The sequence below is a fragment of the Kaistia hirudinis genome, from assembly GCF_014196455.1.
In the GTDB taxonomy this organism is placed as follows: Bacteria; Pseudomonadota; Alphaproteobacteria; order Rhizobiales; family Kaistiaceae; genus Kaistia; species Kaistia hirudinis.
In genome coordinates this window covers 37,400-54,536 of record NZ_JACIDS010000002.1, presented here as the reverse complement: position 1 = coordinate 54,536, position 17,137 = coordinate 37,400, and the positions used below count along the sequence as shown (strand labels likewise).

Sequence of the window (17,137 nt, the reverse complement as noted above, 5' to 3'; positions counted from 1 at the left end):
CGGTGCAATCTAGTACGCCTGTTGGTATATTCGTTGGTATCAAAGCGGCGCTAGTGAGCGCCATACCAACAGGCGCGATAGCCATGCCGATCACTGACTTAGCGATCCGTAACGCGAAGCCCCGAGAGAAGGCCTACAAGGTCTCCGATTCGGGTGGCCTTCACCTGCTGATCAATCCAGGTGGCTCGAAGCTGTGGCGCCTCGCATACCGATATGGCGGGAAGCAAAAGCTGCTGGCGCTCGGCGGGTATCCCGCGGTGTCGCTGGGCGAAGCTCGGGAGAAGCGTGAGGCCGCCAAGAAGCTCCTGCTCGACGGTCGTGACCCCTCGGTCGAGGCGAAACTTGCAAAGATCGCCGCCGCCTCATCGGCAGCCCAAACATTTGATGTTGTCGCCGATGAGCTGATCGCCAAGCTTAAGCGTGAAGGAAAAGCGGAGAACACACTGATCAAGGTGACATGGCTGCTCAGCCTCGCCCGCCCCAACCTTGGCAAGAGACCGATCGCCGAAATCACCGCACCGGAGGTTCTCCAAGTCCTGCAAGGCATCGATCGGCGTGGCCGCCACGAGAGTGCGCGCCGACTGCGCAGCACGATCAGCTCCGTCTTCCGCTATGCCGTGGCCACAGCCCGAGCCGAGAATGATCCGACCTTTGCACTGCGTGGCGCCCTGACAACACCACGAGTCACACACCGTGCTGCGGTAACCGACATTGAGGACTTCGGTGCCCTGCTCCGAGCTGTCTGGGGCTATGACGGGCAGCCGGAGACCGCGTCGGCGCTGAAGCTGATGGCGCTGCTGTTTCCTCGTCCTGGCGAACTTCGCATGGCCTCCACGACAGCCAGTTCGAAGCCGATCTCATCGAGGACGAGGATGGCAACAACTTGCGGGTCAAGGAGACGCGCGATGACGCGATCATTTTCACCGTGGTCGGCAAACGTGGGCTTCGCGCGATGATCTCGCTCGACGGCGGCCGAATGGTCGACTATTCCGGCGTCGTTCGGCTGTGAGTATTGGCTGACACAGCCGCTCGTGGCTGCCGGCGACTAGGCAAAGCGATCAACTCTTGGCGACGAATTGTTTACGTTCGGCAAAACGCTTTATGTCGACTCGCTCGCGGTGTTGGTGTCCCGAGCGCCCATCGGGGTGACTTCGTCGCCAGCCTTATTGGAACGCAACGCGTTCGGTCGACGGTTGTCGCGTTGGTCCGGCGCATTTCCGCCGCCGCCATGGCGATCGCGCTTCGAATCCCAACTCGTGGCAGTTCACCACTTTTGCCATAAGTGCTGAACCTCAGTGCCACCAGCGGGCTAGGTTTTAGCGCTGACTTTGGCCCTTCGCAGCCAGCCCCCCCGCGGCAATCCGAAGGTGGACGCCCCTCGCCGCGCCGTCAGCGTTCGAATTCCTGCCTTGCCGGCACTTCGTCGGCGAGGCCCATACGGCTCAAATGGAACAGCACGGCGCTTCGAGCGCTGTCGCGTGCCTTCACGCTCGCCGGCACTGGCAGCAGCGAGCCGTCCAGGCGATTGGCGGCTGCGGCCAGGATCACCAGCGCCGTGTCCGAGAGTGGTGGTGCCGGCGGCTGGGCCGCACCAGCTTTTCCGGACTCAGCAGGCCCGCTAACCGAGTTCGGGTTCTCATCTTCGATGGTCATGATCGCGCTCCGTTCCGCGCCAGCCCTTTGTTGGCGCTTGCACGGAGACGAGCCCGGCGATCATGGCGAGCCGGGCGGGATCTGCGTGGAGGGCCAATCAACAGCGCCCCGACGCCCGACAGCAATGCTCGTTCGGCGCGGGAAGTCGAGTCTAACCTTGACTGCAGCTCGCCCTGAGGCCCTTTCAGGCGAAAGCTGAGCCTCGGCGGCAAAACGGGCGACTCGCGCTACCTTTTCTTGCATTATGTGATCGCGGCCGAGACGCCTGTCTCGGGTGTCACCGGCGATTGCGACGGACGATGCCCTCAGTCGGGCTGTAGATCACCCATCGGGATGTCGCGAGATCGTGGCCACAATTCAGGCCGATCGAGTGGGACGAGCCGAACAGGTTTGAGGTCTCAGCCAGATTGGTGTCGGCCGTCGCTCCGGTAAAGAGGCGGGGTTGGCTCGTTGACCGCTGCCCCAATTCGGCAAGGCTCGTTTTGAATGACGGTGCGACGGACTTGCAAGGCTCGTACGCGACCATTGACCATTTCGGTAGAGAACACTGTCGAGAGCTCGGAAGACGCTCCCCAGCATGGGGCACCGCCGTCAACCGAAACAATTTCCTCGCAGCCAAACAACCATCAATACGGCCGCATCACTATATTTAGCCTTCAATACCACTATACATCGCTTCAATACCCTGAATAATGACACAACATATATTCGCCACTCACGATTATGTCGATCTAAATATAGATGAAGGAAACCATGATTCCGACGCTCTATCTCCAAGCCTTCAGAAACTCATCAGGATCCGTAATAGAAAAAATCTTATCGTTTCTCAAGGCGATGACTGCGACAAGCTGATATGTTGCGACGCGACCGTCGATCAATTGCCGAAACATAATCTGCACGTTAGACATATTCGAATCTATTCTATTCAGTGACACGTTGATCAGAACAGATCCGTCAATATCGCTGACATCCTTATGAACATGATCGTTCGAGAACGACGACCAGTCGATTAGATGGACACAATATTCAAAATCGCCTCGGAATTTTCTTCGAGCCTGATCCGAAACCGATCTCATATCAAATAACGATTCGAATTCGTCCCAATTTCCACTTCTCAGACGGGAAATCACATCTTCTACAAAACGCATTTCCACACTTGATAGAGGCTGTCTCATTGGCCTGTCCTGCTCAACCTGTCGACGTTCTACAGCATAATGGTCCCGCAGTGAATCCTTCTTGGGAGAGCGACGGTCCCGCAGAGACACTGTCCAACTTTTGTACATCAATTGTGGAATCCAAGCGCTTGAAAGAATGAGGCAATTGATGAACCTAAACTGCCGCCGGAACCGCCGGAGTTGCCAGAGTTGCCAGAGTTGCCAGAGTTGCCAGAGTTGCCAGAGTTGCCAGAGTTGCCAGAGTTGCCAGAGTTGCCAGAACCACCGGAAGATGGCTGGGCATTGGATGCTTTTCCCGGCACTCTGGTCGGAGTGCTTGGACTCAGCTTTTTATCGCCATAGTAATATTTCAGCGTTCGACGCATGGCGGCCTCTACCGCGGCCGGAGTCAACCTTCCAAATGTTGCGCTTACAGCCTCCAGAACAATATTTCCCAGAACAATTTCCGCACCAAGCGTACCTCGCGGACCCGTGTAAGTGTTCTGGATACTGTTTGCCAGCGCGTGCTCCCTAACAGTAAGCGACACCGATGGAGCTGAACTATAGCTGTACCCTGGAACGCCACGGACGGCAGCATCTTGAACTATATGATGGCTTACAAAGGAATCTCCTCTGCCTCCACCTGACTGAGTGACAGCTGTATTCGCCGTTCTGTTTGCTTGTCGCACCTCACGATAAGAGCCGATGCTGGAGCCATCGACCGATATCGCCGAATGTACAGCGCCTGAGATGGATCCCGGGCTAGGTCCTATAGTTACCCCGGATCCCGCGATCCAGCTTGCTGTTGCCGACCAAGCTTGCTGGACAGCTGTCTGGCAGGAGCCACACAAAGCAAACCCCAGAGCAACGACCAATGATGAATCTACAACAACGTCATCCGCAATGGAGTGCCCGTTTGGGTCCGCCTTATTGACGGGGTCATTCCCTGCATAGGCATACCGGTTCGTTCCGACGGGATTAGCGAGCCAGCCGATAGCGCCGCCACCAACGGCAGTATCGGCGTCGATCGGATCGAAGTCGTCGGGGTTGACGAAGAGGCCGATGACGGGGTCGTACCAGCGGGCGTTGAGATCGATGAGGCCGGTGTCGACGTCGTGGCGCTGGCCGACGAAGCCGCGCTTGTCCGCGCCGCAGGCCGTCCCGGTGGTGACCGGCTTCTTCTCGCCGAAGGCCGTGTAGCGCTGGCGCTGGACGATCGAGGCGGAGGCGCCGGTCTCCAGCGTTACCGAGGCGAGGTGGTTGCGATGCACGAAGCACTCACTGGAACCATAGATCCGCACATCGGGATGCGGGATCTTGGTCAGCACGCCGGCCGGATCGAGCTCGGACGCGCCGATCAGGTAGGACGTCTCGGCCGGATTGGTGCCGACCGTCGCCGTGGTGCGGATGCGGCTGCCATCCGGACCATAGGCATAAGTCGTGGTCGAGCCGGTCTTTACGACCGAGGTGAGGCGGTTGTCGCCATCATAGGTCAGCGTCGCGCCAGCGCCGGTGGTCAAATTGCCGGCGGCGTCGTAGCTGCGGCTAGAGCCGGCGATCGAGGTCGGCGCATGTGGGCGCACCGCGCTGGCGCCTTGCGCCGGGTAGCTATAGCTACCGATGGCCGAATTGGTCGCGAGCGAGCCAGCGGCGTTGTAGCTATAGGTCCGACTGGTGGTCGTGTCGGCGCTGTTGGTCGCCGTCAGCAGCCGGTCGAGCGCGTCATAGCCATAGCTCCAATTATCGCCCAACGGCGTCGAGACCATATTAGTGATCCGACCGGCCGCATCGCGGGTGTAGTCGTATTGCTGCAGCGTCGCATTGGTCGAATCCTGCTTGGTCCGCGTCGAGGTCAGCCAGTCGCGGGCGGGGTCATACGTGTTCGTCGTCGCGGTATCGTTGGCGTAGCGGACTTCGGTGACCTGACCCGCCTCGTTGTAGTGGGTCCACCAGATGCCGCTCGACGCATTGAGTCGGCCGGCGCGGTCATAGGTCCAGGGATAGGCCTCGCTGCCGGACACCGTGCCATCCGGCCAGTTCTTCCACTTCACCTCGCCCGAGGGCCAATAGCCGGTCTCCTCGACCTTGGTCCCGGCCAGGCCGGCGATGGCCCAGGTCTGCTTCTTCAGTCGCGCGCCATTGTCATAGTCATAGGTGATCGTCGCGGTGGGGTTCGACGCTGTGGTCAGCGCGCCGGTGTTGAAGAAGCCCGAGCGCGGCTGGTCATAGGTGTTGGTGGTCAACTCGGCATTCGGCGTGCCCTGGCGGCTGGTCTTGGTCAGCAGGCGGCCGAGCGCGTCATAGGTGAAGCCTGTCACCTGGCCGAGCGCATCTGTGCGCGACGTCAGGCGGCTGCCGATATCATAGGTGAAGCTCCATGAACCGAGATCCGGGTCGGCGACGGACGTGCGCCGGCCGAGCGTGTCGTATCCATAGGTCCATTTGTTGCCGGCCGGATCGGTGATCCAGACGACACGGTCGAGCGTGTCGTAACCGATCGAGGTCGTTACATCCGCGCTGCCGACCTTCTCGATCGTCGCCGTCGTACGGCCGTAGGCGTCATGCTGGATTCGCGTCAGGCGCCCGAGCTCGTCGGTGACCTGCGCCTCCTCCATTGGGCCGTTGGCAGGGGTGCTGTGGGCGATATTCCGCGAGCTACCGTCCGGCAGAGCCACCCAGTTCACGCGGTCGAGCGGGTCGTAGTAGAGGTAGGTCCAGTGTTCGGCGCCCCAATAGGGGAAGGCTCCGTTATAGACGAAGGGCTTGGCATAGCCCTGCACGCCGCCTCGGGCGGCATACCAGATGGCTGTGGTGACGATACGATCCGCGGTATAGGGGTCGATGCTGGGCGTATTGACCCAATAGACGCGGCCAAGCCCGTCGAGCCAGCGCTCTTCCCAGACCGAGCCGCCTGGCGAGGACCGGGTGGTGCGGACGTACTGCTCGCCCGGCGAGCCCCAGTCCACATATTCGCTTTCCACATAGGCGCCGGTCGGCAGGTCACGACGCGTTTCGCGGCAATAGCCGTCATAGGTGTAGCTGGTCACCTGGCCGTTCAGGTCGGTCGCCGTCGCCGGCGCGGCGCAGATCGCTTTGATGGTCTGTGATGTCGACTGGCCGAGCGCATTGGTCACTTGGACCGGGAACAAATGCCACGTCGAATCGTAGGTTGTGGTGGTGGTGTTGCCGAGTGGATCTGTCTCGCTGGTCTTGTTGCCCCAGCTGTCATAGCTCGCCGTGGTGAGGGAGAGTTGGTCCGTCTCGTAGAGATAGCGCGCGACGCCGGTCGGGTCGCCCTTGGTCGGGATGGCGCTGTTGTCCGCGCCGCCGTCATAAGAAATGCCAGTCCAGCTGATGTCCGCACCGGCCGTCACATCGCCGGCGAAATCGACGATCTCGTTGACGCGATCGACGATATAGGCCGAAGTATTGTAAACACGGCCTATGTAGCGAGCGCGATTGTCCGTGCTGATCGCCGCATCGCCCTTCTCGCGCGTGATTGTGACTTGACCATAGGCGTCGAACTCACGTTCGGTGATGTTGGAACGCCAAGTTTCCGAGCCGTTGCTGACCTCGATGTCCGAACTCGTGTTCAGTGCCGTGTAAGGGACATTGCTGTTATTGACCGTGTAGTTCTCGCCGCGCCAGCGTTGGGCTACGTCGTTACCGTCAACGTCGACCATTTCGACCACGGCACCGACCGAAGCGAAGTCCTGGCTGAAATGGACATAGGCACCGGGGCAAGCGCTTTCGGTCGCATTGCACGGCTTCCAGACACTCAGCCATTCGAAGCCAAGGAATTTGCGCTCCTTCGCGTCGTAACGACCGCCCGAATAGGACAGGTAGGTCGTCGCCGGATCGATTACCCCATCGGCGACGGTGATTGACGTCACGACCGGCTTGATGAAGGGCATGTTGGTATTCGGCGTCGACTGATAGTCGCGCGAATTCCCATAGGCAATCGTCGTCACGCCACGATGAACATTAGTCGAGGAGATCATCAAATCGGGGATAGGGCCACCTAGCGGCGTCACATAGAGGCTCAGCGAACCGCCGAGTATCTGACCGTTGATGGTGCCCCCGCCTGTGCGGGTGATCAGGTCGGGGATCCCGTCGCCCCAGAAATCGGCGAAGCCGTACAGGAGATAGTTGGTCGCGGATCCTGGAGGATAGAAGCTCGGGCCAGCGATGCTTTGGGTGCCAGACGAGAAGACCACCTGCCAGCCGCCATTGACGATTGCCGCCGTATCGGACCGCCCGTCCGCATTCAGGTCGGCCTGCAGGCCCGTCAGATTGGGCGGAGGCGCCCAGCCTTCATAGCCATTTCCATTTGAATAGAACAGCAACGCATTGGATGGCGAACCGTTCGCCGACGCAAAGAGGTCGACCTTGCCATCGCCGTTGACGTCTCCCGACGAGAAGACATCATAGCCCGAAATGCTTCCCACGCTGGACGCCGAGCTGCCGTTCGATATTTCCCACGCCAGACTGTAGGGATTGGAGGACGAACTGGCGCTGTATTTCGTTCCCACAAAATCCTGCTTGCCGTCGCCATTGACATCGGCAGCCACCATATTGGCCAGCGAGCATGCCGTCGGATAGGCCGGACAGCCGAGGGGTGTAGCCTGCCAATCGCCCCAGCCGGCCCATCCCGATGCAGAGCCGTACTGAATCCACTGGAAATGAGCGGCGTCAGCATACCCGTCCCCATTGTAGTCGCCGACAAAGGGCGTCGAATCCCAATAGACCGGAGCCGAGAGGGTTCCGGAGCTTTGCCCGAGCTGCCATGGCGTGTTCGACTGGCTGAACTGGGACCATGCCTTGTTCGCAGTGTTGTATCTGTCACCGTTCGGATGAAGTTGCCATGTCTGGACAACGCCAAAAGGATCGGCGCGGCGGTCGCCATTGACGTCAGCAAACCCCGTTAGCGCGTGAGTGCCGTAGACTGTTCGCTCGCCCCCGGCCGGCCCAACCACGTACGAAGCCGGCACTTCGATATCGATATTGCGGAAGGGCCAGTCGTTGCCCGCTGGCGAACGACAGCCAAGCGGAACATTGGCCACTACTCCATTTTGAGGCAGCTGGGGCCCGGCATTGAGAATGAACTCGTCTTTCAAATCTCCGGTCGAATCGACGAAATGGATCGATTGCGAGCCGTTGTAGTTGGCTGAGGTCGCGCAGAGCAGAGTTGTGCTTCCGACCAGGATCTGCGTGCTTTGGTAAGTGAATGTTCTCGGCGGCAGCGCCTGCGTCGCGCCAGCAGTCAAGGTCCAGTTCGAGCCTATCGTGGCGTCGGAACCAAATTCCTGGACCGCCGTCAGGCGGCTCGCTCCCGTGACGGGGCTCTGATCATAGCTGAGCTGATAGCCCCGAACGAGGGCACTATTGAACCGCACATCGATCATACGCAACCGATGCTGCACCATGAGCAGATTCTTGCCCGTGGCGTAGAGGAACGCGTCCGGGCGCCCCTCCCAGCGAAAATTCACTTCGGATGCGCCGTAAGCGATCTTGTTGATGCGGCAATAGACAAGCTGCTCGCATGTATAGCTATAGTTGACGGCGTTGCCGTGCGTGTCGGTAACCGTCTTCAGCAGCCACCGGTAATGATCGAGGAGGGCCTGATCGCCTGAGGCAGTTGCGACCTGACCGACAGGCCAGAACTCATACTTGGTTCCATCTCGCGCCCATACCTGCCAGCGATTGCTGCTATCTTCGCGCTTGATGCGGTTATAGCTCTCGACCCGTGTCGCATGAGTGCCGCCCGTTGCGCAGCTTGGGCTGACCATACCGCTGACGCAGGCGACGAGTTCCTCACCTGAGAGAGTGAAGACGTCGTTCGAATCGAACCGCGGTGCTCCGCCTCCACGCGTGGCGCGCTCAATGACCGGGATGCCCTTCAGCGCCCAGCCACGGCCAAGCCAGCCATTTCCATTGCCGGAGTATTGCAGCTTGAAGCTGGAATTGTAGGCGAGTGATATCGACGGCTCCAAGCCACGGAAGCCTGGGACCTCTATCGCGACGCTCTCCTGATAGTCGCCCGAGGAGAACGACCCGAAATCAGTTCCATTGTCGCGGCCGGCCCAAGACGGCAGTATCGGTACCCCGTCACTCGCTCCATCGACTGAACTCGACGACGCGCTAAGGCTGGACGATTCAGCCGACAGCGCCGACTTCGAAGCGCTCTTTGACGGGTCCGACGCGCCGTTTTGCGCGGACTTCGCTAGAGCTTCAAGCTCGGTTGCCGAGAGCTTTGTCGGCGCGCCGCGGGCAATCGCCGTCGGATCAACCGGCGCGGAACTAGGCTCCTCTGTCCGCGGCGGATTGCCGGTCGCGCCGGGTCTGCTGATCGTTGGTGGCCCGATCGGAGCGTCGGCAGGCGCTGCCGCCTCGCTCGTGGCGCGGCCGGCAGCCTGTCCCGACGAGGCCGCCGGGGCGATGCGGATGGAGTCGGGCACTGGGGTGCGCTCGACGGCGGATGCGGTTGCCTGGAGAGATCCCGACAGGAGCGCCGTCGCGAGCCCCAACCTGAACACTGCGCTGCCTAAGCGAAGCAAAACCGCTGAACCCAGACGAGCACTTCCCGTTCCGCCAACGCCCAAAAGCATCCGGTCACCCAAATATATGCGATTTTAGACAAGCTTAAATCTGCTCGTCACGCCCCCGAATGACGTCGAATCGTCTGAATAACGAGACGATCGAGATCATGCTTGAGGCTATCTCCACAACCGGACGTGTCAAGCGTGGCGGCCTCGGCAGAGGGTGGCCGTCAGGCTCGAATCGCGAGACCTAGCAACCGAGGTGCGACTCGCGACTTCGCCATCAGCCAGAGGGCTCCGGGATGACGGAAAGCGTCGCCCATGGAGTAGATTAATCAAAACAGATAGTTGGCTGGCAATCTGGCGCACCAAGCGCAATCGGCGATAGCCGCATATGCGTGAGTCATTATGTCGCATTTTCCAGCGATGCGGCCGGCTCCGGGACTCTCATCGTCGCAATTCCTCACAACCATCACGGGCTCGTGGAATTCGGGCGGTAACCAGCGAATACATAACGGCAATTCTTAGTTGATGGCTCATCACGTATTTGAATGGGAAATTCTCCCACGATCTGAGGATCTGCGATTGTATACACATTCTCGATTCCATTTATCCACAGAGTAACTTGTCCGTCGGCCTTGAGCGCTCCGGCATCATGCTAGGCTTCCCCGCAATGGTAGCAGTTATGATTCTGTGAGGTCGCCTTTGCCCGTTGCCGATCGCCAGATCGACGGAGCCGCAGTTCGGCATGGGCGCGCATTGTTGCGATGCCTGAGGAATGTCGCTGGCGTCTCGCGGAATGTCTTGGGCGTCGCATTCGTTGCGGCCTTGCTCACCGCCTGCACGGCGCTCGGTGAGGCTGACGATGAGGGGCCGAACGCGAACCGGTTTCTTGGTGACATCACGGGGTCGCTTTCCCCGAACGGCCTGCCAAAGCCGGCGAGCTTCGATCGCAGCCCGCAGAACGGCGCTCCGCGCGGCTATAGCGACTATGGATCATCCACCCCCATGGGCGCGGTCGGCGGACAGACGCCGCGCGGCATCACGGACGACGGGCAGCGCTTCTCGATCAATTTCGCGGACGTCAGCGTGCAGGACTTCGTTCGCTCGGTGTTCGAGGAGGTGCTGCACGAGAATGTCGTCGTCGATACCGGGATCACGGGCCGCGTGACCGTCCGGACCGCGACGCCGGTCTCGAAGACGGCCGCGATCGACCTCATCAAGAGCGTGCTGTCGGGCGTCGGAGCGTCCCTCACCGAAGCGAACGGTGTCTACCGTGTCTCGCAGCGCGGCGGCGGTGACCCGCAGAGCGGCGGGCAGCGTTCGTTCAGGGCATTCCAGCTCAAGTTCATCGATGCGGAGCAGGCTAAGGGCGCGCTACAGGCGTTCAATTCCGAGGGCGCGTCGATGTCGTCGATCGCCGGCGGCCGCGTGCTCGTCGCGACCGGCTCCGAAGTCGATCTCGATCGTTTCCAGCAGGTGCTGCAGACGCTCGACATCGATCAGATGCGACAGCGTTCCTTCGCCCTGGTGCCGCTGCGCGAGGCCGGCGCCGCGTCCGTCGCGGGCGAGCTGAACACCATGTTCAAGTCCGAGGACGCCAAGGGTTTTCAGGCGCTTCCCGTCGAGCGGATGAATGCCGTGCTCCTGCTCGGAACCTCGCAGACGGGTATCCAGCGCGCCCGGCAGTGGATCTCGCATCTCGATCAAGCTGGCGCGGATGAGCGGCGGGTCAATGTCTACCCAGTGCAGAACCGCCGCGCCACGGAGCTTGCCGGCGTCCTGCAGCAGATGATCGGCTCGGGTGGTGGCAGCGGCGCGATCGTGGCCGCAGGCCTCAAGGAGAAGACGGTGACCGCGGACGCCGGCATGGGCGGGGCGCAAATCGCTGGACAGGAGGCGACCGTCGCGGTCGCCAGTTCCGGATCACAGGGCAGCGGCCTCGGTGGAGCCGACGGTATCGCGATCAGCGCCGATCCCTCGACCAATTCGCTCGTCGTGGTCGCAACGCCGGACGATTATCGCGTCATCGAGAAGGCGATCCGGCGACTGGATGTCCTGCCGACGCAGGTCCTGATCGAAGCGACAATTCTCGAAGTCACGCTGAACGACAAGCTCCGCCACGGCGTGCGCTGGTATTTCGAGTCCGGCAACAACGCCGTCATGCTCACGGACGCTTCCGGCAAGTCGGTCAGCCCGATCCTGCCGGGATTCAGCTATATCTACAGCGCGCCCGGCGCGCGCGCCGTCGTGGATGCGCTCGAGGATATGACCAAGGTCGAGGTGATCTCCTCGCCCGCGCTGACCGTTCTCGACAATCAGACGGCGACCTTGAAGGTCGGTGATCAGGTTCCGATCGCGACGCGTTCGGCCGTCAGCGTCACCGACCCGCAGGCGCCGATCGTCAACGACATCGAGATGAAGGACACCGGCGTCATCCTGTCGGTGAAGCCACGCGTCAATGCGAACGGCCTCGTCCAACTCGATATTTCCCAGGAGATCAGCGACGTCGTACAGACGACGACATCGGCGATCGATTCGCCGACAATCCGCCAGCGCGCGGTGACGAGTTCTGTCGTCGTTCAAGGCGGAACCGAGATCATCCTCGGCGGAATGATCTCCGCCAAGCGGGAGCGAACACGCAGTGGCGTGCCGATCCTGATGAACATCCCCATCGTGGGCGAGGCGTTTACCTCCAATGCGATCAAGGATGCCAAGCGCACCGAACTGCTGATCATGATCCGGCCGGTCGTCATGACCAGCACGTCGGATGTCAGCTCGATCACGCAGGAGATCCGCAGCCGTATGATGGCATCACCCTTGAGGTAGCGCCCCATGGACAGCCTGGAGCAATGGGTTCCGTCGGTACCGATCGCCTTCCTGGCTGCGTGCTGCGTCGTCGCGTCGATCATCGATCTCAAGACGCGCCGACTGCCGAATGCCATCAGCCTCGTGATCCTGATCGCCGGGCTCTCGCTGGCATTCCATCTCGATATGCTCGGGGGCGCGATCGTCGCCGCGATCGTCGCGTTCGTGTCGTTGACAGCGATCGCCCTGATCTTTCGTCGCCTGCGCGGTTTCGACGGGCTCGGCGGCGGCGACATCAAGCTGATGGCTGCCTGCGCGTCCTGGCTCGGGATCTCCGGAATCGCGCCGGCGCTCTCCATCGCGTCCGTGTCGGCGCTGCTGGTCGTCGGCACGATGACGGCGACGGGCGCGCCCGTCGACAAGGGCACGCGAATCCCGTTTGGACCGTTCCTGTCATTCGGCGTGCTGGCCGTCATCGGGATCCGCGATACCGCCCTTGGCGCATGGATGGGGCTGAGCTGATGCAGCTGCTGCCGCGATTCGAGCCGAGCACGGCCTGCGCTTCCGACAGCGGCTACACTCTCCTCGAGATGCTGGTGGCGCTCGTCATCGCCGGCCTCGCCTCGGCAGCGATCGGCAATGCCATCACGGGAACCTTCGCCCGCAACAGCCAGCAGACGACCCTCGCCCGGCTGGATCGGATGATGGCGCAGGCACGTACCACGGCGACGCGCGAGCGCCGCGTAGTGTCGATCATGCTCGCAGAAAACAGCCGGACGCTCGCAGTTCCCGAGCTGGCGCTGTCCTATGATCTTCCCAGCGATGTGGCCGTGACCTTCACGGGCGTTGAAGCCGGCGGCCCAGGTTCGTCCATGACGGCGCTCTACTTCCTGGCCGATGGATCGACCACCGGCGCGCGCATCGCGGTCACGGCCAGAGGCACCACAATCGATCGCACGATCGGCTGGGTCAGTGGGCGCGTCGATGATCGGGGCGCTCCATGATCCGGTCCGAGACCCATTCCGACGCCGGCTTCTCGCTGCTCGAAGCGCTGGTCGCGCTGGCCATCCTGGCAATCTCGATCACCGGGATCATCGGCGTCCTCGGCGCCAGCTTTGGCAATGTCGAGCGATCGGCGGCGCGCCTCCGCGCAATCATCGCGGCGCGCTCGCTGCTCGATCGCGTCGGGCTCGACATTCCAAACGCAGTGCAATCAAAAGAGGGCGTCCTGCCGGATGGCTCGCGGTGGACCCTTTCGATCCGCCCCTATGAAGACGAGCCTTCGATCGCCACCGAGCCAGGCCTCTATCAGGTTTCCGTACTCGTCTTCCCGCCGCCAGGCAAAACGAGCGCCGTCGCGCTCACGACACTTCGGCCGATCACGGAGCCACGATGAACGCAGCTCCGTTTCGCGCCGAAGACGGCTTCTCGCTGCTGGAGGTGATCGTCACGATCACCGTTGCCGCTCTTATCGCCACAGCCGGCTCCGGCCTCATGGGCTTCTGGAGCCGTCTTCAGGCAAGGGCGGCCGAGGTCGAGAGCAGATCGAACGAGCTGCTTTCGGCGACGGCCATCTTCCGCAATCTGGTATCGGGCGCGATTCCGGCTCCTCTGCAGCGCATGATGACGCCACGACTGGACCCAGAGAGCGATCTTCGATCGGTCCACCTGACGAGCATCGGTCCGGCTTCTCTCAGGCTCGACCGGCCCACCAACTTTGCCTTATCGATCCGGCCCACCGAGACCGGTCAGGACCTCATGCTCGACTGGACGGACCCAAACAGCGGCGAGGCCCATCGCGAGACGATCCTGAGGGGCTTCAAGGATATCGGCTTCCGCTTCCTGCTCCGGACGCCGGAGAGGACGCTGGAGTGGAGTGCAAACTGGAATGCACCGTCCGAGCTGCCGGCAGCGATCAGCCTGACGGCCGAGGACGCGGTATTGGGACCGCCGATGGAGATCATCGCGCGAACGCATGGGCGCATGCCGGCGTCCTGCGTCCTTCTCCCGGCCGACCCATCCTGTCGCGAGGGTGGACGATGAACCAGCAGGCGGTTGGCTTCGACGTCAGCGTCGCCAGCGGCGACGATCCGATCGCACGTTTCCTGACCACGCTCCGCGCGCGGTATCAGCTGGCCGAGCCTGCGCTGGATCGCGCCGCGCGCGTGGCAGCCGAGAGCCATGTGCGGATCGATCGCGTCCTGCATCATCTCGGCCTCGCTGGCGAAGATACCATCGTCGACACCTGGAGCGCCGTAACCGGCCTCGCCATCGTCGGTGACGGCGAGATCGACCGGGACACCGTCGAGCATCTCGGGATCTCGAGATCGTTCCTCGCTCACACGCGCTGCTTCCCCTGTTCGAACGAGCCCGATCGGATTCGCTTGGCGGTCGAGGACCCGCTGGATGCGTTCGCGCCGGCGGCGCTCGCCGCCAAGCTCGGACGTCCCGTCGAACGGGTGCTGATCAGAACATCGCTGCTCGAAGCCCTGCTCCAGCCGTCCGATGGGCAGGCGCCAACCGATGGCCAGCGCAATTTCGCCGCCACCGACGAAGGCATCGGTCATGATCTCGACCGCCTTCGTGACCTCGCCAGCGACGAACCCGTCATTCGCTTCGTGAACGCCATGATCGATCGTGCGGTGGATCTGCGCGCGTCCGACATCCATGTCACGCGGACATCGCATGGGTCACGCCTACGCTACCGCATCGACGGCGTGCTGCGCGACATGGAGCCGCCGCCCGCCGGCATGCATGCGGCCGTCATCTCGCGCGTCAAGATCATGTCGGGGCTCGACATTGCCGAGCGGCGACTGCCGCAGGACGGACGCACGCGGGTCAGTTTCCGGGGCCGCGAGCTGGATCTGCGTGTCGCCACCATGCCGCATGCTCACGGCGAAGGCGTGGTCCTGCGCCTCCTCGATCGCACGGCCGTGCCACTCGATCTGCGCACGCTCGGCCTGTCGCCCCACGTCGTGACGCCCCTCAGCGCCGCGCTGGAGCGCCCTAACGGGATCGTGCTGGTGACCGGGCCCACGGGTTCGGGCAAGAGCACGACGCTCTACGCGGCGCTCCGCACCATCCAGGGTCCGTCCAAAAACATCGTCACCGTCGAAGATCCGATCGAGCACTATCTCGACGGGATCAGCCAGATCCAGGTCTCCCGCCAGATCGGCTTCGACTTTGCCAATGTGCTGCGCGCGATCCTACGCCAAGACCCCGACGTGATCATGATCGGCGAGATCCGAGACCGCGAGACCGCGATCGTTGCCGTCCAGGCGGCACTCACTGGCCATCTCGTGCTCGCGACCGTTCATACCAACTCTGCCGCCGGTGCATTGCCGCGTCTCGTCGACATGGGGGTCGAACCCTTCCTCCTCGCCTCATGCCTCCGTGGGGTGCTATCGCAGCGGCTGGTGCGCACGCTCTGCCCGCAATGCCGGCAGCCGGCGGCTTTTCGTGCCGACGATCCGATGGCTGCGCCCGGCTCGATCGCCGATGCCTTCGAAGCAAGGGGATGCGCTCATTGCGCCCAGACCGGGTTCAAGGGCCGGTCGGCCATCGCGGAATTCCTTCCCGCCGCGGACGAGATCCGCGATGCGTTGCTGCGCGGCGCCGATGCCGCGACTATCGACGCGGCCGGGCGGCGGCACGGTCTCATACCCCTGATCGAGGACGGTCGCGACAAGGTCCGCGAGGGCGTTACCACCACCGCGGAACTCCTGCGCGTCAGCGGAGACGATGGGGGATGAGCCGCTATCGCGTTACCTCCGTCGACGTGACCCATACGCGCCATCAGGCGGTCGTCGAAGCGCTGTCGGCTGACGAGGTCGCCGCTGCCGAGGCCGCCGCCGGCCGGCTCGTGATCGATTTGCGGCCCGATGCCTCCTGGCGGGGAGTCTGGGCCTATCTCAACCGCGACCTTGCGCTCTCAAACCCCGTCAAGGAACGCGACCTCGCGCAATGGGCCCGCTCGCTGTCCGGCTTTCTTGGTGCCGGCATCGCCATCGACGAGGCGCTGCAATTGACGCTGGAGACGACGCGACGCGCGAGGCCGAAGGCCGTCCTCGCCGCGCTGCTCGATTCCGTACGATCGGGATCGACTCTCCGCGCCAGCCTTGAGCGGGAGGGCGGCTTTCCGCCCACCTTCGTGGCGCTGGTGGGCGCCGGCGAACTATCCGGGACATTGCCGGCCGCCATGGCGTCGATCGCCGCTCAGCTGGAGGGCCATCGCGCTTTCGTCGAGAAGATGCGCTCGGCCCTGATCTATCCGGCCTTTCTGACGATCACGGCCTCCGCGGCGATCCTAGTCCTTCTCACCGTCGTCGTGCCAAACCTGCAATCGCTCGTCGAGAGCCAGGATGCCACGACCTTGCCCGTCATGACGCAGGCCGTCCTGGCCGCGAGTGACGTAGTCCGTACCTTCGGGCCCTGGTTTGCCGGCGCCTTGGTCGCGGTCATTGTTCTCGCCGGTCTCGTCGTTCGGACCGCATCGGGGCAGAGCGCCTTTCACCGCGCGCAGCTGGCCGTTCCGCTTGCCGGCCGGCTCATCGTCGCCTCTGACTGGAGCCGCTACTGCCGAACCATGTCCGCACTGCTCGCCGGCGGGGTTCAGCTCTCCACCGCCATGCCGCTCGCGCTGGTTTCGATTTCCAATCTGACGCTGCGGCGAGAATTCGCCGCCGCCCATGAGCGGGTCGTATCGGGCAGTCTGCTGGCGACCGCGCTGGACCCGAGCCGCCACCGCCCGAACGAGGCGCTCGCTCTCATCCGCATGGGCGAGCGGACAGGTCGACTTCATCAGGCGCTGGCGCATGCGGGCACGCTGCTCGAACAGGGTGTGCAACAGACGCTCGAACGCACGACCACACTGATCGGTCCCGTGCTCACACTCGTGTTTGGCATGATCGCCGGCACGATCGTCTACGCCATGCTCTCCACCATCCTCTCCATCAACGAATTCGCTTTCCGATGAGGCCGCAA

The 17,137-nt window shown here is 62.5% G+C and carries 10 protein-coding genes; 8 read left to right on the top strand and 2 right to left on the bottom strand.

Translation table 11 applies throughout. The features are described from left to right. The first annotated feature begins 83 nt into the window (after positions 1-83). On the top strand, positions 84-956 hold the full coding sequence (locus GGR25_RS05330; protein WP_183397739.1) for a tyrosine-type recombinase/integrase: 873 nt from the start codon (positions 84-86) through the stop codon (positions 954-956). A gap of 433 nt (positions 957-1,389) precedes the next feature. On the opposite strand, the gene GGR25_RS05325 is transcribed toward GGR25_RS05330, so the two are convergent. Next, positions 1,390-1,653 carry a hypothetical protein gene (locus tag GGR25_RS05325; RefSeq protein ID WP_183397738.1) on the bottom strand — a complete coding sequence of 88 codons (264 nt, stop codon included), beginning with the start codon at positions 1,651-1,653 and terminating at the stop codon, positions 1,390-1,392. Positions 1,654-2,935: 1,282 nt separating this feature from the next. Continuing rightward, a complete protein-coding gene (locus GGR25_RS05320; RefSeq protein ID WP_183397737.1) occupies positions 2,936-9,265 on the bottom strand; it encodes an RHS repeat-associated core domain-containing protein in 6,330 nt (2,109 codons plus the stop codon). An 885-nt stretch (positions 9,266-10,150) separates the two neighbouring features. On the opposite strand from GGR25_RS05320, the gene gspD reads away from it, so the two are divergent. From gspD to GGR25_RS05285, 7 genes are read left to right on the top strand one after another with little or no spacing between them, the layout of a single operon-like run. Further along, positions 10,151-12,175, top strand: coding sequence for a type II secretion system secretin GspD (gene gspD / locus GGR25_RS05315; RefSeq protein ID WP_183397736.1), 2,025 nt, complete (start codon positions 10,151-10,153; stop codon positions 12,173-12,175). 6 nt (positions 12,176-12,181) lie between these two features. Then, on the top strand, positions 12,182-12,676 hold the full coding sequence (locus GGR25_RS05310) for a prepilin peptidase (RefSeq protein ID WP_183397735.1): 495 nt from the start codon (positions 12,182-12,184) through the stop codon (positions 12,674-12,676). Next, a complete protein-coding gene (locus GGR25_RS05305; RefSeq protein WP_183397734.1) occupies positions 12,676-13,158 on the top strand; it encodes a pilus assembly FimT family protein in 483 nt (160 codons plus the stop codon). Before GGR25_RS05310 ends, GGR25_RS05305 begins: the two co-directional genes overlap by 1 nt. Beyond that, the gene (locus GGR25_RS05300; protein ID WP_183397733.1) at positions 13,155-13,550 is read left to right on the top strand and encodes a type IV pilus modification PilV family protein; all 396 of its coding nucleotides are present in this window, start codon (positions 13,155-13,157) and stop codon (positions 13,548-13,550) included. The genes GGR25_RS05305 and GGR25_RS05300 overlap by 4 nt, the downstream gene beginning before the upstream one ends. Further along, positions 13,547-14,197, top strand: a complete 651-nt coding sequence (locus GGR25_RS05295) for a PulJ/GspJ family protein (RefSeq protein ID WP_183397732.1) — start codon at positions 13,547-13,549, stop codon at positions 14,195-14,197. The genes GGR25_RS05300 and GGR25_RS05295 overlap by 4 nt, the downstream gene beginning before the upstream one ends. Beyond that, entirely contained in the window at positions 14,194-15,906 is a 1,713-nt protein-coding gene (locus tag GGR25_RS05290; protein ID WP_183398592.1) for a GspE/PulE family protein, read from the top strand. The genes GGR25_RS05295 and GGR25_RS05290 overlap by 4 nt, the downstream gene beginning before the upstream one ends. Next, complete coding sequence (locus GGR25_RS05285) at positions 15,903-17,129, top strand: type II secretion system F family protein (RefSeq protein WP_183397731.1); 1,227 nt, start codon at positions 15,903-15,905, stop codon at positions 17,127-17,129. Before GGR25_RS05290 ends, GGR25_RS05285 begins: the two co-directional genes overlap by 4 nt. The last annotated feature ends 8 nt before the right edge of the window (positions 17,130-17,137 follow it).